A 20287-nucleotide genomic window follows, 5' to 3' on the forward strand; every position below is an offset into this window, starting at 1 on the left:
CTCAAGGCATCGGCGCTTCGGCCTCTATCAGCCCCGCCTGCTTGAGATCGGCCCACAGGGTCGAGGGGATGTCCTCGCGCAGATAGGCCATGTTCTGCTTGAGTTCGTCGGCCGAGCGGGCGCCGGGGATGACACTCGACACCAAGGGGTGGCCGAGCGGAAATTGCAGGGCGGCGGCCGGCAGCGATACACCGTGGCTGGCGCAGACGGCCTCGATGTGGCGCACGCGCTCCAGCACCTGTTCCGGCGCCGGCCTGGTGTTGAAGGTGGCGCCCTTCACCGCACCTGTCGCCAGGATGCCGGAATTGTAGGGACCGCCGATGATGATCCTGGTGCCGCGCTGTTCGCAGAGCGGCAGCAAGGTCGCCAGCGGCTCCTGCTCGAGCAGCGTGTAGCGGCCCGCGAGCAGGAAATAGTCGAAGGCGCCGGCAACGACGAAATCGGACAGCATCTGCCATTGGTTGATGCCGACGCCGACCGCCTTGATGACGCCCTGCGCGCGCAATTCGTCGAGTGCCGGATAGGCGCCGTCCATGGCTTCCTTGAAACGGCTCCTGGCGTAAGGATCCTCGCCAGGGCCGAAATGGACGGCTTCGTCGGGATCGTGGATCGAGACCATATCGACATAGTCAGTGTCGAGCCGCTTCAGCGTGCCTTCGAGCGAGCGCATCACGGCGTCGCGCGAATAGTCGAACTCGGCGCGGAAGGAACCGGGTTCATCCCACAGTGCCGGCTTCAGTTCCTCGGGCGGGATCGGCACGAGGTCGTAACCGATCTTCGACGAGATGACGATGTCCGCGCGGGGCAGCGACTTGATCGCCAGCCCAAGCCGCGTCTCGCTGACACCGAAGCCGTAGACGGGTGCTGTATCGAAATAGCGGATGCCATTGTCGTAGGCCGCCTGCACCGTCTTGACCGCCGCGTCCGTGTCGACGGCGCGGTACATGTTGCCGAGCCCAGTGCCGCCGAGACCCATCGTCGTGATCTTCAGGCCGCCCTTGCTAACAGCCCTGAACTCGATTTCAGCCATTTTCTCTTCCTGTGATCCTTGTCATCCATCGTGCCGGCCGCTCCTCGCGGAGGCGTGCGTGAAACCGGATCGAAAGACCATTGACACCTAACTTGTCATATAACAATGTAACCAGATGACACACAAGCGGGTAAGCTTGCAAAACGAAGAGGGAGGAACCAAGTGAACGACGAACAGAAAAATGAAATGGAGATGGCCATGAGCCGGCGCAGCGCTTTCGCACTGGCCGGAAAGCTCGGCCTGGGGGCTGCTGGCCTTGCCAGTGGACTGGCGGGCGCAGGTCTTGCCGGCGGCATCAGCGCCGCAAAGGCAGCCGATTCATCGCCCGGGCTGCCGAAGAAGCCCTACAAGTTCCACTTCGTCTGCCATGTGACGCTGGACCAGTTCTTCACGCCGACCGTCTATGGCATCCAGGATGCCTGCGCCGCCTTCGGCTGCAGCTACCAGTGGACGGGTTCGCAGAAGAACGTCGTCTCCGAAATGGTCAGCGCCATGCAGACGGCGATCGCGCAGAAGTCGGACGGCATCGCCGTCTGCCTCGTCGACCCGACGGCTTTCGACGCCGCCACCGACATGGCGGCGCAAGCCGGCATTCCCGTGGTCGCCTTCAACGCCGACGTGCCGGTCGGCAGCCCCAACAAGCGGCTCTCCTATGTCGGCCAGCCGCTCTACCAGTCGGGCTACAACTCAGCGCTGAAATGGCTGAAGCTCATCCCCAAGGGCGGCCATGTCATGCTGTCGATCGGCGTGCCCGGCTCGCTCAACACGCAGCCGCGCCTCGACGGCTACATCCAGGCGATCAAGGACACCAACAACGGCGTCACCTACGATGTCGTCAACACCGGCCCGGATCCGGCAACGGAAATCTCGCGCGTCGAGAGCTATTATCTCAGCCACAAGACCGTCAACGGCCTGTTCGGAACCGGCGGTTCCGACACTTATGCCTGCGGCTTCGTGTCCAACAAATACGGCCTGGTGAAAGCCGGCGGCGCCGTTGCAGGCTTCGACCTGTTCCCGCAGACGCTCGACTTCATCAAGGCTGGCGACGTCAACTTCACCACCGACCAGCAGGCCTATCTGCAAGGCTTCCTGCCGGTGCAGCAGATGTATCTTTACAAGCTCTCGGGCGGCCTCGTCGGCCCGGCCAACAGCGACACCAGCCAGGCCTATGTGACCAAGGACAATGTCGACGCCTATGTCGGCAAGTCGCGCTTCGAGGGCCGCAGCGACGTCGAGCCGACCTGACGTCATTCCATAGCGACCCCTGCCCTCGCCGCCTCATTTCCGGATGATGTGGCGAGGCACCGCCGTCTGGCTTGTGGCCCGCCATTCTTCTTCGCCCACAAGCCGGTTTTTCGCCCAGAATTCGAAATCGGGAAGACAAGAGTGCCGCCAACAAAACCCGCCCAGGCCGGGAAGAGCGCCGTCGGCGTCAAGGTCCCGCACACGATGACGGAAAGGCTGCTCATCCTGCTCTCCCGCTACCGGGAAGCCAGCATCGCCGTCGTCGCCATTGTGCTCGTCATCTATTTCCAGGTCGGCAGCGATGGTGGCTTCCTGTCGCCGCAATTCATGAGCGTGGTGCTGCGCGACACCGGCCGGCTCGGCCTGATCGCCGCCGCCGAAGTGATGCTGATGATCACCGGCGAGATCGACCTGTCGCTGAGCGCCACCTTCTCGATCGCGCCCTATGTCATGGCGCTGCTGTCGGTCACCTATGGTGTGCCGCTGGCCGTCGGTGCGCTGATCGGCGTCTTGATCGGCATCCTGGTCGGCGCCATCAACGGCATCATCACCGTGCGCTTCAAGGTGCCGTCGCTGATCACCACGGTCGGCATGCTGTTCTTCCTGCAGGGCATCGTCGTTTCGATCTACAACAGCCAGCCGATCGTGGCGCCGGTCGAGCAGCCCTTCAACGCCATCTTCGGCCAGAGCCTCTACCAGCCGTCGGATGCACTGCTGTCCTGGCACGGCATCACGGCTTTCACGCCTTTCCTGTGGGCGGTGCTGCTCGTGCTGGTGCTGGCGGTGGTGCTCTCCCGCACCACCTTCGGCCTCCACACCATCGCCACCGGGTCCAACATTATCGGCGCGCGCGAGATCGGCGTGCGCACCGACCGCATGAAGATCTACAATTTCATGATCGCCGGCGGCTTCGCGGCGTTCGCCGGCATCATCAACACGGCGCAGTTCACCTCGGCCGATCCGCAGGCCGGCAGCCCGTTCCTGACCTTGCAGGCGATCGCGGCCGCGGTCATCGGCGGCACCTCGCTGCTGGGCGGCTCCGGCACCGTCATCGGCGCGCTGATCGGCGCTTTCGTCGTTGCTTCGCTGAACAACGGCCTGGTGATGATCGGCGCCCAGGCGACGGTGTCCGACATCTATCTGGGCGCCGCCATCATCGCCGCCATGATCCTCTCGATCCAGGTCGACCGCCTGCGCACACGGAGGCGCCTATGAACACGCAAACCATTCCGCCGCTCGCGGCCGACGCCCCAACCGTGCTGGAGATGACCAACATCTCCAAGAGTTTCGGCGCGGTCACCGCGCTCGTCGATGTCTCGATCAAACTGCGCCGGGGCGAAGTGCTGGCGCTGGTCGGCGACAATGGCGCCGGCAAGTCGACGCTGATCAAGATCCTGTCCGGCTTCCACCAGCCCGACACCGGCACGATCGTCTCGCAAGGCAAGGAGGTGCGTTTCGCCTCGCCGCGTGACGCCCGCGCCCAAGGCATCGAAACCGTCTACCAGGATTTGGCGCTGATCGGCGATCTCAGCGTCTTCCACAACATGTTTCTCGGCCGCGAATACCACAAGCGCTTCCTCGGCCTGAACCTGCTCGACAACAGGAAGATGCGCGAACAGGCGCAGCTCTATCTCGACACGCTGGGCATCACGATCCCGAGCGTCAACAGCACCGTCGATCTCCTGTCGGGCGGACAGCGCCAGTGCATCGCGGTCGCCCGCTCGATCTATTCGTCACCGAAAATCCTGGTGCTCGACGAGCCGCTGGCCGCCCTTGGCGTGCGCGAGAGCGCGCATGTCTTGGGCCTGATCCAGAATCTGCGCCAGCAGCGTCAGGTCTCGGTGATCCTGATCGTCCACAATTACAACCAGATTTTTGAAGTCTGCGACCGCATCAACTTCCTGCATTCGGGCGAGGTGGCGCTCGACGCCTCCACCGCCAACACCAGCGAGGAAGAACTGATCCGCATCGTCAAGTCGGGCCTTGGCCGCAAGGCGATCGACGCCGCCGCGGCCGAAGTGCGGCCGGGCCTCGTATGAACCTGCCGGCACGGCACGGCTAAAAAATCCTCGTCGGCCAGACCTCGCAATCGGCCGGCTCCTCGCACGGAGTATCTGCCTTGACGTTCTCACCCACCGAACTGATGAAAACCCTTGGTCGCGGGCTGCTGTCTTTTCCGCTGACGTTTTTCGACGATGATGGCGGCTTCAACGAAGACGGCTATCGCGCCCATGTCGCTGCCCAGGGCAAAGCCGGGGCAAGCGGGCTGTTCGCCGCCGGCGGCACCGGCGAGTTCTTTTCGCTGACGCTGGAGGAATACCGGCGTGTCGTGCGGGCAGCCTCGCAGGAGGTGCCGGACACGATGCCGCTCTTGGCCGGCGTCGGCTACGGCACGCATATAGCGGTGGAGTTCGCCAAGGCGGCCGAGGGCAATGGCGCCGACGGCCTTTGGTGCTGCCGCCCTATCTGGTGAAATCCGAGCAGGAGGGCCTGCGCCGGCACCTCACCGCCATCTGCCGCGCAGTCGGCATCGGCGTGATCGCCTATAACCGGGACAATGCCATTTTGACGCCCGAGACGCTCGAGCGCGTGGCGCAGGATTGCCCTAATCTGATCGGCTTCAAGGACGGCGTCGGCGACATCGAGCTCCTCACCGCCACACGCTACCGCATGGGCGACCGGCTGGTCTTCATCGGCGGCATGCCGACGGCCGAGGTCCATGCCAGTGCCGCGGCGGCCATCGGCATGACGACCTATTCGTCGGCGATCTACAATTTCGCGCCCGAGATCGCGCTGCGCTTCTTCAATGCCTTGCAGGTCGGCCGCAAGACGGAAATCGACGACCTCATCCGCTCGTTCTTCCTGCCCTATCTCGCCATCCGCAACCGGCGCGCCGGCTATGCGGTGTCGATCGTCAAGGCGGGCGCGCGCATCGCCGGCATCGACTGCGGGCCGGTGCGGACACCGCTGCTCGACCTGACGGCGGATGAGGAGCACCAGCTCGCGGCGCTGATGCAGGCCTGCAAGATGCCGGTCGCCGAGCTGGTATAGCGCCGAATGGATTGCGGAGGCGGAGCGAAGACTGGACTTTGTGGCGTGTCAGGCCGAAGCGTCGACCATGCGCCGGTAACGCTCGCGCCCCGCCTCGAGATGCTCGCGCAAGGTGAAGCGCGCGGCCTCGACATTCTGGCGCTCGATGGCCTGGTAGATGCGGCGATGCTCCATCTGGACCTGCTCCAGATAATGCCGCCGCTGCTCCGGCGTTTCGGCCCGCGGCCGCATCAGCTGGCGCGGGATGATGACGGGTCCGAGAAAATGCATGAAGCGTTCGAAATAGGGATTGCCGGTGGCCGACGCGATCGCGCGATGGAAGGCAAAATCCGGCTCGATGGCGCTGTCGCCGGCGGCGATCGAGGCGTCGATGGCGTCCAGGCAATCGCGCATGCGGGCAAGATCGTCGTCGCCTCGCTTTTCGGCGGCGATGCCGGCGGCCTCCTGCTCGACGGCGAGGCGAAGCTGCAGCACGTTCTGGACTTCGGTCAGCGAGTGCAGCTCGTCGGAAACGATGCGAAACGTGGCGTTGGCCAGATGGTCGGCGACGAACACGCCGGAGCCCTGGCGGCTGACGACAAGCCCTTCCGAGCGCAGCGACGCCATGGCTTCGCGGATCACCGTGCGGCTGACGCCGAACTGGGAGATCAATTCCTGCTCGGTCGGCAGTTTCTCGCCGCTGGTCAAATGGCCGGCACGTATTTCGCGCGCAAACCAGTCGGCCACCTGCGCCGTGCGGCTGATCTGCGGGGAAGGCCAAAGGAACGTTTCATCGCCATCAAGCAATAAACGAACCGCGTTTCTTGGCAACCAATAATTTGTCAGGTGATATGATGACATTGGCGTCGCGCTCGCCGAAGGCAATCTTCACTCGCCTTGCCGCATCAGCGCGAACATGCCTGCGGGTTCAGCGAAAGGACAGGGCGTTATGATCTCCGAAAAGCCGGTGCTGTTGACCGGGGCGTCCGGCACGATCGGACGGCTGCTTTCGATGAGGCTGGCCGCGCTGGGCTGGACCTTGCGGCTGACCGACGTCGTGCCTTTGCCGATCCCGTTGCCGCAAAATGCCAGCTTCACCATTGCCGATATCGAAGACCAGCAAGCGGTGAACGCGCTAGCCGAAGGCTGCGGCCTGATCCTGCATTTTGGCGGCATCTCGACCGAGCAATCCTTCGAGACCGTGCTCGGCCCCAATTTTCGCGGCGCCTTCCACATTTACGAGGCGGCGCGCAAAGAGAAGGTGCGGGTCGTGTTCCCCTCCTCCGTGCACGCGGTCGGGCTTTACGAGCGTACCGAGATTCTCGACCAGGACTGCCTGCTCAGGCCCGACGGCTATTACGGACTGTCGAAAGCCTATGGCGAGATGCTGGCGCGGCTCTACTTCGACAAGCATGCGGTGGAAAGCGTGCTGATCCGCATCGGCTCGGTGCTGCCGGAAGTGCCGGACGAACGCATCCTGTCGACCTGGATATCGCATCACGATTTCGTCCGGCTGATCGAGCGTTGCGCTGAAGCAGAGCGCGTCGACTGCTCCGTCATCTGGGGCCAGTCCAACAACAGCCGCGGCTTCTGGCGGCACGATGCCCGTAAGAAGCTCGGCTGGACGCCGCTCGACAGTTCCGACGACCAGGCCGAACGTGTGCGCGGCAAGGTGACGGACAATCCCGTGGTCGAGCGCTACCAGGGCGGCAAGTTCGTCGTCGTCGACTACAGCCGCCAGGGGTTCCCGCCAAGCGCGATGTTCGAGGACGACTGAGTTTGTTGCGTCGGGAGCCGATAATCGCATACGCCGCTGAGCTATGCTCATCTTCTGTGACTGGCGTGACCGATCGGCCCGAGGCTTGATTGCGACGTGGTTCCCCCAATCCGTCGCTGCTTCGCAGCGCCACCTTTCCCTCCGGAGGGAAAGGAAGGGCGCTTTGCTGGACGAGCGTCGACGGCAAAAAGCTTGGCGCCTTTCCTCTACCCCGTCGATCGGGGAGAGGTGGCTCGGCGAAGCCGAGACGGAGTGGGGTCGACTAGCGCCGCATTAGACAAAGCATGCGCCAAGCTGCGTGTGGGGGCTGGCGCTGCCATATGCGATTGCCTTGGCTATGCTGCCGCCGGCGCCTTCCGCCCCACAATCAGATCCGCCGCCTTCTCCGCGATCATGATGACCGCCGCATTGGTGTTGGACGACACGATGCTCGGCATGACCGAGCTGTCGCAGACACGCAGGCCTTCAACACCGCGCACGTGAAGCTCGGGATCGACGACGCTGTCGGCATCGCTGCCCATGCGGCAGGTGCCGACCGGATGGTAGGCGCTGCGGCCGTGCTCGCGGGCGAAGGCTTCGAGTGCCGCTCGGCCTTGCGTTGGCGCGCCCGGCAGATGCTCGCGGCTGATGTATCTGGCGAAGGCCGGCTGCGACAGGATCTCGCGGCTGATCTCGATGCCGTCGATGGCGCGTTCGAGATCGTAGCGCTCGGCGAAGGGGTTGGGATCGATGATCGGCTTATCGCGCAGATCCGCCGATTTGAGCGTGACGCTGCCGCGCGAACGCGGCCGCACATGGTAGGAATTCAGCGTGCAGCCATTGCCGCCGGGCACCGAGCCGATGCCTTCCTCGACGCCGGCGCCGGGCAGGAAATGGAACTGGATGTCGGGCGTCTTCTCGGCGCGGTCGCCCCACCAGAAGCCGCCGGCCTCGACGATGTTGGACGCCACCGGCCCCTTGCCGAACAGCGCGTATTCCAAGCCGGCGACCGCCTGCCAGCGCTTTTTCTTGTAGCGGTCGATGCCATGCGGTCCGTTGAGCTCGGCCACGACATCGACATCCATGTGATCGTGCAGATTCTGGCCGACGCTCGCCGCGTCGTGGACCACCTTGATGCCATGCATGCCGAGATGCGCGGCGGGGCCAATGCCCGACAGCATCAGCAGTTTCGGCGAGCCGATGGCGCCGGCGGTGACGATTACCTCACGCTCGGCGCGCAGCAACTCGTTGCGGCCGTTGACGATGATCTCGACGCCGATGGCGCGGCCGTTCTCGACGACGGCGCGGCTCACCGTGGCGTCGGTGCGCAGCGTCAGATTTTTTCGCCCCAGCGCGGGCCGCAGATAAGCAACGACGGTGCTCGAGCGTTTCCCGTTGCGCGTCGTCGTCTGGTAGAAGCCGGCGCCTTCCTGCTCGCCGGCGTTGAAGTCGGCGCGGAAGGGAAGACCGGCCTGTTGCGCCGCCTTGACGAAGATGCGGGTCAGCGGATGCGGCGCGCCGCTGGAGACGCCGAGCGGACCGTCGATGCCGTGCTGCGGACCGGCGAAAGTGTCGTTGCCTTCGGAGCGGACGAAATAGGGCAGCACCTCGGCATAGCTCCACCCCGCGCAGCCGTCTTTGGCGGCCCAGTCGTCATAATCCCGCGGGCAGCCGCGGGTGAAAACCTGGGCATTGATCGAGGAGCCGCCGCCCAGCACGCGCGCCTGCGGATAGACCATGACGCGCCCGTCGATCGCCTTGCCGGGTGCCGCGTCATAGCCCCAGATCAGCGGCCCCGCCGTCATCTTGAAGAAGCCGACCGGCATATGGATATAGCGGTCAGTGTCGGGCGGACCGGCCTCGAGCAGGACCACCGACACGCCGGGATCCTCGCTCAGCCTGGCGGCAAGAACGCAGCCGGCCGAGCCGCCGCCAACGATGATGTAATCCGCCATTGTCACTCCCTTGCCGAGGCAGATCTTGGCCCCGCCCTCTTCACGCGCGACGATCTCAAGTCGCTTGTGCCGCGTCAAGAGAAAGGGTATGGTTATCGTGTTGAAGGGTTATCGTACAAGTGGAGGAACTTGGCGACCCATCAATCGGAAGCCTCAGCCGCGCTCTCCGCGCACGCGCCGGGCAACAACAGATTTCAATCGGGAGGATCGAAAATGAAGGACGGTTTTACGTTTTCCAGCAAGGTCAGTCGCCGGACGCTGATGCTGGGCGCCACCGCAGGCGTGGCGACGCTCGCCATGCCGAAGGTGTTGCGCGCGGCCGACAAGCCGACGCTGGTGACATCGATCCGGTCGTTGTCCAACCCCTACCACGCCGTCTGGAAGACGGGTGCCGAGGCCTACGCCAAATGGGCGGGCCTAGACCACGTCACGCTGGTTTCGGAAGGCAACAGCGAGAAGGGCATTGCCGACATCAAGGCGATGCTGGCCAAGACCGGCGGCAACATGGTGCTCAATTCCGACCCCAACGACACGCCCGATGCGCGCCCGATCGTCGAGGCCTGCGCCAAGGCCGGCGCCTATGTCGTGACGCAGTGGAACAAGCCTGCCGACCTGCATCCGAAGGACTTCAACCCGAACTATGTCTCGCATATCGAGTTCGACGGCATCGAAAGCGGCAAGACGATTGCCGAGATCCTGTTCAAGACCATCGGCGGCAAGGGCGGCATCGTCGCGCTTGGCGGCCTGATCTCGACCACGGCGGCCATCGAACGCAAGAAGGGCCTCGACGCCGCGCTCGCCGCCAATCCCGACATCAAGCTGCTCGACTTCCAGGTCGCCAACTGGAAATCGACCGAAGCCTTCGACCTGATGGGCAACCTGCTCACCCGCTTCGGCGACGATATCAAGGGCATCTGGGCCGCCAATGACGATATGGGCTCCGGCGCGCTCGAAGCGCTGCGCGCCGAAAACCTCGCCGGCAAGGTGCCGATCGTCGGCGTCGACGGCATCAAGACGGCGGTCGACGCGGTGCGCACCGGCGAGTTCGCCTGCACCGTCACCTCCGATCCGTTCTGGCAGGGCGGCATGGGGCTGGCGATCGGCTACAACGCCAAGATCGGCAAGTTCGATCCGACCAAGGAGCCGCCGGAGCACCGCGAATTCTATGGCAAGGCGGTGCTGATCTCGCACGACAATGTCGAGGAATATTACAAGACCAATGTCGATGCGAAGCCGGAGATCGACTGGAACGACCTGTGGGGTCGGGTGACCGGAGCCATCCGGACCTGATCAGCCAGAGCGGGCTGCTGTCTGCCTGGTGGCCCGCTTCCTCCCGCAGCCGTCGCGATCCCTCATCGCGACGGCTGTCGCCAGCAGACGCGGGGCAATCGCATATGAATTCTTACGAAGAGGACCCCCACCCTAACCCTCCCCACAAGGGGGAGGGAACGCTGCCGCATGCCACGCCTTTGGGCGCCGGAGCCGAGTGGTTTGCGGAGACCAGCGCCTACCAAGTCTCCCTCCCCTTGTGGGGAGGGATTAAGGGTGGGGGTATTCGTAGAGCGCAAACCTGGCAGATGCGATTGCCCTGCCAGCAGACGGGAAGCGGTTTCTTGACAATCCATACAGAACCCATGAAGTCCGTTTCGGACATCGAGCGGACGACTTTTATGAGCTTGATCCCCGGCCGCATCGCCACTCTGTTCGGCGGCAAGCGCTGGCGCAGCCTGGCGCCGCTGGCGGTGTTGATTGTGCTCTGCGTCCTGATCGCCATCGCCAATCCCAATTTCATCGAGCTGCGCAATTTGGTGCGGCTCGCCAACTCCGCCGCCGTGCCGCTGACGCTGGCCATGGGGCTGACCTTCATCATCCTGATGGGCAGCATCGACCTTTCGGTCGAAGGCACGCTGTCGGTGTCGGCGATGGTGGTGGTGCTGCTCGCGGCCAATGATGCCAACGGCAACGATTATGGCTGGTGGGCGGTGCTCGCCGCTGTTGTCGCCGGCACCGCGATGGGGTTCATCAGCGGCCTCATCCAGACGATGCTGCGCATCCCGTCCTTCATGGCCACGCTCGGCATGTGGTTCATCGGCCTTGGCCTGTCGGTCTATATGCTGGGCGGCTCGGCGATCCGCCTCAACGACGCCTCGATCCGCGACCTCGCACTGCACCGTTTCCTCGGCCTGCCGCTGGCGGTCTGGGTCGCGCTCGGCGCCTTCCTGCTTGCCGCAATCATCCAGTATCACACCAGGCTCGGCCGCCACATATTGGCGATCGGCGGCGACGAGGACGTGACCAAGCTCTCCGGCGTCAATGTGGTGCGCGTGCGCATCGCCGCCTTCGCGCTGGCCGGCTTCTTCTTCGGCATATCAGGCGTGCTGGCCGCCGCGCAGCTCGGACAGTCGCACGCCGTCATCGGCGACGGCCGGCTGTTTGCCGCGGTCACCGCCGTGGTGGTCGGCGGCACGGCGCTGACCGGCGGCGAAGGCGGCGTCGTCAACACGCTGATCGGCGTGCTGATCGTCACCGTGCTTGCCAATGGCATGATCCTGCTCGGCATCTCGCCCTATATCCAACAGACGGTGCAGGGCCTGATGATCATCGCCGCGGTGGCGCTGTCGCTCGACCGCGTTCGCCTCAGGATCGTGAAGTGAGCGCCATGCTGCGGGCAACCGGCATCGTCAAGAATTTCCCCGGCGTCCAGGCGCTGCGCGACGTCTCGATCGAAGTGCGGCCGAACGAGGTGGTCGGACTGATCGGCGAAAACGGCGCCGGCAAGTCGACGCTGATGCGCGTGCTGGCCGGCGGCTACCGGCTGGATGGCGGCACGCTCACGCTGGACGGCGAGCCGCTGCGCATGCGCAATGCCCGTGACGCGGCACGGCATGGCATCGGCATGGTGTTCCAGGAACAGTCGCTGGTGCTCAACCTGACGGTCGCCGAAAACATCTATCTCGGCGAGGAGGATCGCTTCACCCGCTTCGGCCTCGTCAACTGGCGCGCCATGAATGCGGCCGCGCGCCGGCAGCTGGCCAAGATCGGCGTCGACATCGACGTCACCGCGCGCACCTCCGAGCTGACCTTCGCCGCGCGCCAGATGGTCGAGCTCGCCAAGGCGCTGACCTTGGAGGAGATGGTCGAGCGTCCATTGCTCATCCTGCTCGACGAACCGACCTCGGTGCTCAACGCCGCCGACATCGAGGTGCTGTTCGCGCGCGTGCGCTCGCTCAAATCCCGCGCCAGCTTCGTCTTCGTCTCGCATCGCCTCGACGAGGTGCTGGCGATTTCCGACCGCGTCTACACTATGAAGGACGGCGCCGTCGTCGCCGAGCACCGCGCGGCGCAAGTGACCGCGCCGGAGCTGCATGAGATCATGGTCGGGCGCGGGCTGCAGGCCGAATATTACCGCGAGGCGCGCCAACAGGCGCCGCGCGAGAAAATCATGATCGAGGCCAAGGGCCTCGGCGCCAACGGCTTCTATCACGGCGTCGATCTGTCGATCCGAGCCGGCGAGATCGTCGGGATCGCCGGCGTCGTCGGCTCCGGCCGTGAGGAAGTTACCCGCACCATCGGCGGCTTTCTGCAGCACGATGCCGGCGAAATGAAAATCGCCGGCGACGCCGTGCGTTTCAGCTCGCCCGAACCGGCCGTGCGCCAGGGCATCGGCTATGTACCGCGCGAGCGCAGGCTCGAGGGGCTGGTCATGTTCCTGTCGATCGCGGAAAACATTTCGCTCGCCGATCTGTCGAGCGTCATGCGCCATGGCGCCATCGACTATGGCAAGGAGCGCCGGCTTGCCGCCGATTGGATCAAGCGGCTGCGCATCAAGGCGCCGGGACCCGACGCCGCCTGCCGCAAGCTCAGCGGCGGCAACCAGCAGAAGGTGGTGCTGGCGCGCTGGATGACGGCAGGCTCGCGCATCCTGGTGCTCGACCATCCAACGCGCGGCCTCGATGTCGGCGCCAAGGAGGAGGTCTACGAGCTGGTGCGCGACCTCTCGGCGCAAGGCGTGGCGATCCTTCTGATTTCCGACACGCTGGAAGAGACGATCGGCCTGTCGCACCAGGTGCTGGTGATGCGCGACGGCGAGATCACCGCGCGCTTCGACGCCAGCCCCGGCAACAAGCCGAACCAGGTTGACCTCTTACGGGCAATGGTGTGAGCCGATGAACGAAACTTCCATCAGGCAGGTCTTCGAAGGCAAGTGGACGCAAGGCGCCATTCCGCTGGTTCTGCTCGTCGCGCTGCTAGCGATCATCGAAATCGCCGCGCCCGGCTTCCTCACCGGCGAGACGGTGGCGTTGCTCTTCGCCAACACAGCCGTGCTGTTCATCCTGGCGACCGGCGTCACCTTCGCCATCCTGCTCGGTGGCATCGACCTGTCGATCCAGGCCGTCGCTTCGCTGGCCAGCGTCATCCTGGCGCAATTGCTGCCCTCGCTCGGGCTTGCCGCCTTTCCGGTGGCGATCCTGTCCGGCCTTGCCTTCGGCGTTTTGAGCGGAGTCGTCCACGTCAAGCTGCGCGTGCCGTCCTTCGTGGCGACTTTGGCCACCGGCGGCGTGGTCACCGGCCTAGCGCTGTGGGTCTCCAGCGGCCGCGCCATCACCATCGAGGAAGGTGGCCGAGAAAACACCGCATGGATCAATGCGGCGGTAGCCGGTATTCCGGTGGTGGTGCTGATCTCGGCGGTGATCGGCATCGCCGCCTTCCTGGCGTTGCGCTACACGCGCTTCGGCCGCCAGGCGATCGCGGTCGGCGCCGGCGAGCCGGCAGCCTGGGCCGCGGGCATCAATGTCGACCGCACCAAGATCATCGCCTTCGCCGCCTCAGGCATGCTCGCCGCGATCGCCGGCGTCATACTGGCGGCCAGATTGTCGAGCGGCTCGCCGGTGCTTGCCAACCAGCTTTTGCTGCCGGCCATCGCCGCCGTCATCGTCGGCGGCACGGCGATCACCGGCGGCCTGGGTGGGGTGGCGCGCACGGCCGTCGGTGCACTGATCATCTCGATCGTGCGCATCGGCATGACCTTCGTCGGCGTCAACATCTTCCTGGAAAACATGGTGTTCGGCGCGGTGCTGATTGCCGCCGTCGCCATCACCATCGACCGCAGCAAGATCGCGGTCATCAAGTGACCCCGCCTCCCAAGCAAGCGCGGACGGACAGGGACCGCATCGGTGCAAAGCCGGTGCGGTCCGGTCCAAACTTATTGCATCGTGTCGAGGCCGATCAGCTCGATCTTGTAGCCGTCCGGGTCCTCGACGAAGGCGATGTGGGTGGTGCCATGCTGCATGGGGCCGGGCTTGCGCGGGATCTTGGCGCCGCGCTTTTCGAGTTCCGCGCAGACGGCGTAAATGTCGTTGACGCCGAGCGCAAGGTGGCCGAAGCCGGTGCCGATCTCATAGGGCTCTTCCCTGCCCCAGTTCAGCGTCAGCTCGACGACGGCTTCCTTGTCTTCGGGACCATAGCCGACAAAGGCGTTGGTGAACTTGCCGCCGGGATAGTCTTCGCGGCGCAGCAAGGTCATGCCGAGAACCTCGGTGTAGAAGGCGATCGACTTGTCGAGGTCGAGCACCCTGATCATGGTGTGCATGTAGCGAAAGCCGGGAGCGTCGCTCATTGGGAAAATCCTCCGTCTAAGGTGATTTGCTGGTCTGACCATCCACATCAAACGCTTGGCGGGAAAACGGCTTCGCTTGATGTTCTAAATCAGGGTTGTATGATAACACGACAAGAACGGCGTTTGTCCAGTCGTTTTCCGGAAGGCCCCAGGTTCCATTCATGAATGCCGCGCCGCCTCCCTCCGCATCGCTGATCGCAGCCCTGGCTGGCATGCTACCGAATGGCGGGCTCCTGACCGAGCCGCAAGACCTCGCGCGCTACAGCCGCGACTGGTCGGGCGACCATTCTGGACGCCCGTTGGCGGTGGCGCGACCTTCCTCGGCGGAAGAGATGTCGGCGCTCATGCGCTTTTGCCATAAAGAGCGCATCCCGGTCGTGCCGCAAGGCGGCCTGACCGGCCTTGTCGGTGCTGCCGTGGCGGCCGACGGCTACGAGATCGTCGTCTCGCTGGAGCGCATGAACCGTATCCGCTCGATCAGCCCGATCGACTTCGCCATCGTGGTCGAGGCCGGCTGCATCCTGGAGGACGCCAAGCGCGCCGCCGAGGAGAGCGACTGCATCCTGCCGATCACCTTCGGCGCCCAGGGAAGCTGCCGCATCGGCGGCAATGTCGCCACCAATGCCGGCGGCTTCAACGTGCTGCGCTACGGCATGACGCGCGACCTGGTGCTGGGCCTCGAAGTGGTGCTGGCCGACGGCCGCATCTGGAACGGGCTGAAGGTGCTGCGCAAGGACAATCGCGGTTATGATTTGAAGCAGATCTTCATCGGCTCGGAAGGCACGCTCGGCATCGTCACCGCGGCGGCGTTGAAGCTGTTCCCCAAGCCGACGCAGATCGAAACGGCTCTCGTGGGCTTGCGCTCGGTCGAGGATGCGATGGCGCTTTATGCCCGCGCGCGGCGCGGCTGCAGCGACCTCCTCACCGCCTTCGAGCTGATCCTGCGCGGCGGCATCGAGATCACCATGCGCGAAGGCAAGGATTTCCCCGAGCCATTGAACAAGCCTTACCCGGCCTATGTGCTGATCGAGGTCGCCTCGGGCGGGCTGATCGACCTCAACAACATGCTCCTGGGCTTCCTCGGCAGTGTCGGGGATATCGTCGAGGATGGCGTCATCGCCTCGAGCCGGGCGCAGGCCGAGCGGCTGTGGCTCTATCGTGAGATCATGGTCGAGCGGCAGGGGCGCGGCGGCCGTTATCTGCGCACCGACGTCTCGGTGCCGATCTCGAAGCTCGCCGATTTCGTCACCGATGCGCTCACCGAATTGCAGCGGGCGCGCCCCGACGCGCTGCCCGTCACCTATGGCCATGTCGGTGACGGCAACATCCACCTCAACGTAGTGCCGCCGGAAGGCATGGGCACGGAAGCGATCGAGCACCTGTTCGAGGAGGCGGAGGCCGAGATCTTCGCCGTCGTCGACCGCTATGGCGGCTCGATCAGCGCCGAGCACGGCATCGGCCGGGTCAAGCAGCAGGCGTTCCTCGAACGCATCGATCCGGTGACGCTCGATCTGGCGGCCGGCATCAAGGACGCGTTCGACCCGCGCCATATTTTGAGCAACGGTCGCATTCTGGCGTCCTCACCCGGCGTCGACTATAGGTGAGCGATGACGCTGAAGCTCGACAAGGTCAATCGCGGACCGCACCTCTCCACCCTGGTTGCCAGTTCGATCTCGCGCGAGATCGCGCAAGGGCGCCTGAAACCCGGCGACCAGCTGCCGACCGAACAGGCGCTGGCGACCACATTCGGGGTCAGCCGCAACGTGGTGCGCGAGGCGATCGCCAGGCTGCGCTCGGAAGGCCGCATCTGGTCGCAGCAGGGCCGCGGCGCCTTCGTGGTCGAGACCACCAACCCGACGGTGCTGACCATCGACTATGAGGCGCTGCAGCGCGCCGATTCCTTCCGCAATCTGTTCGAACTGCGTGGCATCCTCGAAGTCCAGGCGGCCGCGCTTGCCGCCAAAAGGCGCACCAAGGCCGACCTCACCGCCATGACCAATGCGCTTTCCGGCATGCGCGCCGCCCCCTATGGCAGCGTCGCCTGGCTGCGCAGCGACCTCGAATTCCACCGCACCGTCGCCGAGGCGACGCGCAATTCCTATATGGGCCAGTTCCTGGTCTTCGTCTCCGAACGCGTGCGCGAAAGCATCCTGGCCGCCGGCAACCAGCAGAAATCCGACGACATGGCCAGCATCACGCTCGGCGAACACGAGCGCATTTTTGCCGCCATCCGCGACGGCGACGCGGAGGGGGCGCAAGCGGCGATGCGTGACCACCTGGCAGGGGCCGCGCTCCGGGTTGGACTGCATGATGGGGAGGTGGTTGCGGAGGCTCCGTCTCCGGCGCGGCATTCGAGGCTGCGAAAGGCTGTGCGCAAGCAGGCGGCGGGGTAGATTCCGCTAGCAGTCGAAATTCGCTCGTTTGTTCCCACAGGACGAAGCCGCTATACGCCTACGGGAAGGCACATCGGAGCGTTCCATGTCGAGGAGCTTGCCCCAGTCGGTTGGCGGGATCTATCCTGAACTAATTTATGTAATTCGACACTTTCCCGCAGACTCGTATGACCCTGAGACGTACGAGTTCCAGTGCATCTACCGAAATTACACGAACGGCCGCGTTCGCTATAATAAGCAGTTTTACCGATGGTATAGCGCCGACAAGTTGGCTGCCGCGGTTGCAGAACTCAAATCTTCGGGTGCAACCATATCGCAGTTCGACGAGAGTGCAGAACCTCTGCCGTTCATCAAGGCTTGGGAGCCCCTGAGTGAATATCGGAGTGGTTTATGGAAGTAGCGCCAACAGGATCTGTTGGCGGAAGCGCCTGCCAATGCTGACACCGAAGCCATTAACGGCTGCTTGACCACGTAGCTTTTTTCCTCCACATTCGTGACTGAAAAAAGCAACGTGGATGATTCTCCAGATGGCTTCTATCATTTACGACGACCCTCAAGCCGTCGAGCGCTTGCTGCGGCAACGCTTCTGGTCCGACAAAGGACAATGGATAGAAATTGTTAAGGCGGCAGTTGCAGCGCGCGGCGGCTGCACGGACGACTTTCCTAAGTCCTCACCCGGTTTCCATGCCTGGTCGAATGCTGTTGCTCGCTTGCGACAGAAGTTCTGTCGTGAAGGATGGATCAAGCAGGACGACGATGGAATCGAAACAGTCGTTCACCACGACCTCGGCGTGAAAGTTGCGATTATGAATTCGGACGGCGGGACAGCCGACCGTACACGCTCTCCTCGCAACCGCACCATAAAGGGAGCCGCGACTAGTAAGGTTGCGGATCTGAACGATCAGATCGAATTGTTTGCAAATAGCGAAACTGGCCCGGAACCATCCGGCTATCCGACTTGGTACCTTTGTATCTTCGACGATGGGCACAACGTTCGCGCGGAGCTGTCGAGGCCCGTCGAGTTCAAGTCGGGCTATTTTGAGAAGTTCAGCGAACGCATCTTCATTCTCAGTGGCGAAGATTGGTCTAAGATCGCGGTCGCTTCGCCGGATTCTTCGCAGGCTCCCGATCTCGACATTGCAGTTATTCGTCGTCGGTAAGTGCGATGTTCACGCCAAGCAGATTGAGGCTGGCTCGCCGGAGGCGAGGGCTGACTAAGAAGGGACTCGCGCAAGCGATAGGAGTGCAGCCGAATACGGTATTGCGATACGAAACAGGGGAGATCATACCTAGTTCCGAAACGTTGTCGGTGATAGCGCGAGTTCTGCAGTTTCCTATCGGATTCTTCTCTGCCGACGATATCCAAGAACCTCAAGAAGGTGCGGCCAGCTTTAGAAGCATGTCCGCAATGTCGGCCGGGGAACGAGATGCCGCCCTCGCGGCTGGCACGCTTTCGTTCTTGGTGTCGGATTGGGTTGAGGAACGCTTTGATCTTCCAGCGTTGGACCTAGAGGATTTGGCTGGGGACGATCCAGAAATAGCGGCTCGCTCTCTGCGTGAACGATGGGCGATTGGCGAGCGCCCGATCAAGAACATCCTTCAACTTCTAGAGGCGAAAGGAGTTCGCGTTTTCACTTTGGCCGAGAATACGCGTGCCGTCGATGCCTTCTCCCTCTGGCGGGGCGATCGCCCCTTTGTTTTTTTGAATACACTTAAGACGGCGGAGCACAGCCGGCACGATGCCGCGCACGAGCTTGGTCATATCGTTTTACATCGGCACGGTGGACCTCGCGGGCGGCGCGCTGAAGACGAGGCCAATCTCTTTGCCTCTGCCTTTCTTATGCCAGCAGCGGACGTGATCGCCACAATCCCACGTGTCCATACACTGAACCAAATCGTTGAGTTTAAAAAGAGATGGTCAGTTTCGGTGATGTCATTGCTTCATCGACTCAATCAATTAGGTATTCTCTCACCTTGGCAATACCGTATGTTCTGTATCCAAGCCACTGAGAGTGGATATAGGCAAGCTGAGCCCTTTGGAATTGAACGAGAACAGTCGGTAGTTTGGCAAAAGGTTCTGACAGAGCTTTGGAAAGAAAAAATAACCAAGGCCGAGATCGCTCGCGACCTAAATCTCCCTAAGGAAGAAATTGAAAATTTGCTGTTTGGTCTCGCAACGAAGCCGGGACGGGATAGTGACGGATCCAGCATCGCGCCATTTCAGCTTCGGCTGATTTCGTGACGTCGATGGCATGGCCTACCCAAAGAGGCGACATGCTATGTCAGTCACTATGCTTTAGCGCCCAGTCCCATCACTCCACCAGCGACACCCCGTTCAGCCCAGCAATGATATCCGACAGCGCCGGCACGAATTTTTCGCCGTGGCCAGTAGCAACGGCCGTCGCAAAGCCGTTCCGCACCACCGCGCCGACCGGGTTCGCAACCCCTGCCGCCTGCGCGAAAGACGCAAGATAGGTCATGTCCTTCAGCGCGTTGGCGATGGCAAAGCGCTGGGCGTTCTCGTTGCGGTTGAGGACGAAATCGAAGAAGGCCTGGTAGAAGCCGCAATCCATGCGGCTGCCGGAGATGACGCCGTTGAAGACCTGCGGCGTGAGCCCCGCCTTCACGCCGAGCGTCAGCGCTTCGGAATAGATCGCCGAATAGCCCATCGAGATGAAGTTGTTGAGCAGCTTCATGGTGTGGCCGCTGCCGGTCGGGCCGGTGGGAACGACGCGGGCCGCAAAAGCTTCGAGCACCGGGCGCGCGCGGGCGACGGCTTCGGCCGCGCCACCGACCATGACGTCGAGCTTGCCTTCGGCCGCTTCCTTGGGCGTGCGCGCCAGCGGCGCGTCGATCAGCGTGATGCCCTGGGTGGCTAGGTCGGTGGCGAGCGCCGTCGTCGAGGACGGGTTGGAGGTCGAGCAGTCGATGATCAGCAGCGGCTTGCCGGCGGCGGCATGTCCGTCCGCAGCGGCGGCCAGCCCGTCCGGGCCCTTGACCAGCGCTTCGACCTCGCGCGAGCCGGTGACGCACAGGATGACGATGTCGCAGGCGGCGGCGAGCTCGCGCGGGCTTGCCGCCTCGGTGGCGCCGGCCGCGATCAGCCGGTCGGCTGCGGTGCGGCTGCGGTGCACATGGACCGTCAGCGGCCAGCCCTTGCGCAGCAGGTTGTCGGCCATGCCGGCGCCCATGCTGCCCAGGCCGATGAAGCCGATGCGTTCTTTCATGAAACCCTCCAATAGCCCGCGGCTGCGGGCACAA

General features: G+C 63.7%; 17 protein-coding genes and 1 pseudogene. 13 read left to right on the forward strand and 5 right to left on the reverse strand.

The genetic code is table 11. The features are described 5' to 3' along the window. Nucleotide 1: 1 nt before the first annotated feature. Nucleotides 2-1030 carry an aldo/keto reductase gene (locus tag ACVDG8_RS10815; RefSeq protein WP_447254700.1) on the reverse strand — a complete coding sequence of 343 codons (1029 nt, stop codon included), beginning with the start codon at nucleotides 1028-1030 and terminating at the stop codon, nucleotides 2-4. Between the two features lie 198 nt (nucleotides 1031-1228). On the opposite strand from ACVDG8_RS10815, the gene ACVDG8_RS10820 reads away from it, so the two are divergent. From ACVDG8_RS10820 to kdgD, 4 genes and pseudogenes are all read left to right on the forward strand, one after another. After that, a complete protein-coding gene (locus ACVDG8_RS10820; protein WP_447254701.1) occupies nucleotides 1229-2275 on the forward strand; it encodes a substrate-binding domain-containing protein in 1047 nt (348 codons plus the stop codon). A 141-nt stretch (nucleotides 2276-2416) separates the two neighbouring features. Then, nucleotides 2417-3490, forward strand: coding sequence for an ABC transporter permease (locus ACVDG8_RS10825; RefSeq protein ID WP_447254702.1), 1074 nt, complete (start codon nucleotides 2417-2419; stop codon nucleotides 3488-3490). Further along, nucleotides 3487-4314 (forward strand): ATP-binding cassette domain-containing protein, encoded by an 828-nt coding sequence (locus ACVDG8_RS10830; RefSeq protein ID WP_447254703.1) that lies wholly within the window; start codon nucleotides 3487-3489, stop codon nucleotides 4312-4314. The genes ACVDG8_RS10825 and ACVDG8_RS10830 overlap by 4 nt, the downstream gene beginning before the upstream one ends. 104 nt (nucleotides 4315-4418) lie before the next feature. Next, a pseudogene (gene kdgD, locus ACVDG8_RS10835) lies at nucleotides 4419-5326 on the forward strand (5-dehydro-4-deoxyglucarate dehydratase). A 48-nt stretch (nucleotides 5327-5374) separates the two neighbouring features. Here the strand turns inward: kdgD and ACVDG8_RS10840 are convergent. Further along, on the reverse strand, nucleotides 5375-6052 hold the full coding sequence (locus ACVDG8_RS10840) for a FadR/GntR family transcriptional regulator (protein ID WP_455707674.1): 678 nt from the start codon (nucleotides 6050-6052) through the stop codon (nucleotides 5375-5377). 202 nt (nucleotides 6053-6254) lie between these two features. Between ACVDG8_RS10840 and ACVDG8_RS10845 the strand changes: the two genes are divergently transcribed. After that, a complete protein-coding gene (locus tag ACVDG8_RS10845; protein ID WP_447254705.1) occupies nucleotides 6255-7082 on the forward strand; it encodes an NAD-dependent epimerase/dehydratase family protein in 828 nt (275 codons plus the stop codon). Nucleotides 7083-7417: 335 nt separating this feature from the next. Here the strand turns inward: ACVDG8_RS10845 and ACVDG8_RS10850 are convergent, their stop codons facing one another. Further along, nucleotides 7418-9016, reverse strand: a complete 1599-nt coding sequence (locus ACVDG8_RS10850; RefSeq protein WP_447254706.1) for a GMC family oxidoreductase — start codon at nucleotides 9014-9016, stop codon at nucleotides 7418-7420. 213 nt (nucleotides 9017-9229) lie between these two features. On the opposite strand from ACVDG8_RS10850, the gene ACVDG8_RS10855 reads away from it, so the two are divergent. The 4 genes from ACVDG8_RS10855 to ACVDG8_RS10870 all read left to right on the forward strand — a co-directional run bounded on the left by ACVDG8_RS10855 (nucleotide 9230) and on the right by ACVDG8_RS10870 (nucleotide 14148). After that, complete coding sequence (locus ACVDG8_RS10855) at nucleotides 9230-10306, forward strand: sugar ABC transporter substrate-binding protein (protein WP_447254707.1); 1077 nt, start codon at nucleotides 9230-9232, stop codon at nucleotides 10304-10306. Nucleotides 10307-10686: 380 nt separating this feature from the next. After that, complete coding sequence (locus ACVDG8_RS10860) at nucleotides 10687-11670, forward strand: ABC transporter permease (RefSeq protein WP_447254708.1); 984 nt, start codon at nucleotides 10687-10689, stop codon at nucleotides 11668-11670. Between the two features lie 5 nt (nucleotides 11671-11675). Then, nucleotides 11676-13178 carry a sugar ABC transporter ATP-binding protein gene (locus tag ACVDG8_RS10865; protein ID WP_447257303.1) on the forward strand — a complete coding sequence of 501 codons (1503 nt, stop codon included), beginning with the start codon at nucleotides 11676-11678 and terminating at the stop codon, nucleotides 13176-13178. A 4-nt stretch (nucleotides 13179-13182) separates the two neighbouring features. Next, nucleotides 13183-14148, forward strand: a complete 966-nt coding sequence (locus tag ACVDG8_RS10870; protein ID WP_447254709.1) for an ABC transporter permease — start codon at nucleotides 13183-13185, stop codon at nucleotides 14146-14148. Between the two features lie 71 nt (nucleotides 14149-14219). Here ACVDG8_RS10870 and gloA read toward each other — a convergent pair whose 3' ends face one another. Continuing rightward, a complete protein-coding gene (gloA, locus tag ACVDG8_RS10875; protein WP_095080570.1) occupies nucleotides 14220-14633 on the reverse strand; it encodes a lactoylglutathione lyase in 414 nt (137 codons plus the stop codon). Nucleotides 14634-14794: 161 nt separating this feature from the next. Between gloA and ACVDG8_RS10880 the strand changes: the two genes are divergently transcribed. The 4 genes from ACVDG8_RS10880 to ACVDG8_RS10895 all read left to right on the forward strand — a co-directional run bounded on the left by ACVDG8_RS10880 (nucleotide 14795) and on the right by ACVDG8_RS10895 (nucleotide 19268). Beyond that, nucleotides 14795-16237, forward strand: a complete 1443-nt coding sequence (locus tag ACVDG8_RS10880; protein ID WP_447254710.1) for an FAD-binding oxidoreductase — start codon at nucleotides 14795-14797, stop codon at nucleotides 16235-16237. A gap of 3 nt (nucleotides 16238-16240) precedes the next feature. After that, a complete protein-coding gene (locus tag ACVDG8_RS10885; RefSeq protein ID WP_447254711.1) occupies nucleotides 16241-17026 on the forward strand; it encodes a FadR/GntR family transcriptional regulator in 786 nt (261 codons plus the stop codon). A 527-nt stretch (nucleotides 17027-17553) separates the two neighbouring features. Then, nucleotides 17554-18186 (forward strand): hypothetical protein, encoded by a 633-nt coding sequence (locus ACVDG8_RS10890; RefSeq protein WP_455707675.1) that lies wholly within the window; start codon nucleotides 17554-17556, stop codon nucleotides 18184-18186. A gap of 5 nt (nucleotides 18187-18191) precedes the next feature. Further along, nucleotides 18192-19268, forward strand: coding sequence for an ImmA/IrrE family metallo-endopeptidase (locus tag ACVDG8_RS10895; RefSeq protein ID WP_447254713.1), 1077 nt, complete (start codon nucleotides 18192-18194; stop codon nucleotides 19266-19268). 70 nt (nucleotides 19269-19338) lie between these two features. Here the strand turns inward: ACVDG8_RS10895 and ACVDG8_RS10900 are convergent, their stop codons facing one another. Continuing rightward, nucleotides 19339-20253, reverse strand: a complete 915-nt coding sequence (locus tag ACVDG8_RS10900) for an NAD(P)-dependent oxidoreductase (RefSeq protein ID WP_447254714.1) — start codon at nucleotides 20251-20253, stop codon at nucleotides 19339-19341. Nucleotides 20254-20287: the final 34 nt, after the last annotated feature.

Source organism: Mesorhizobium sp. ORM8.1, from assembly GCF_053005525.2.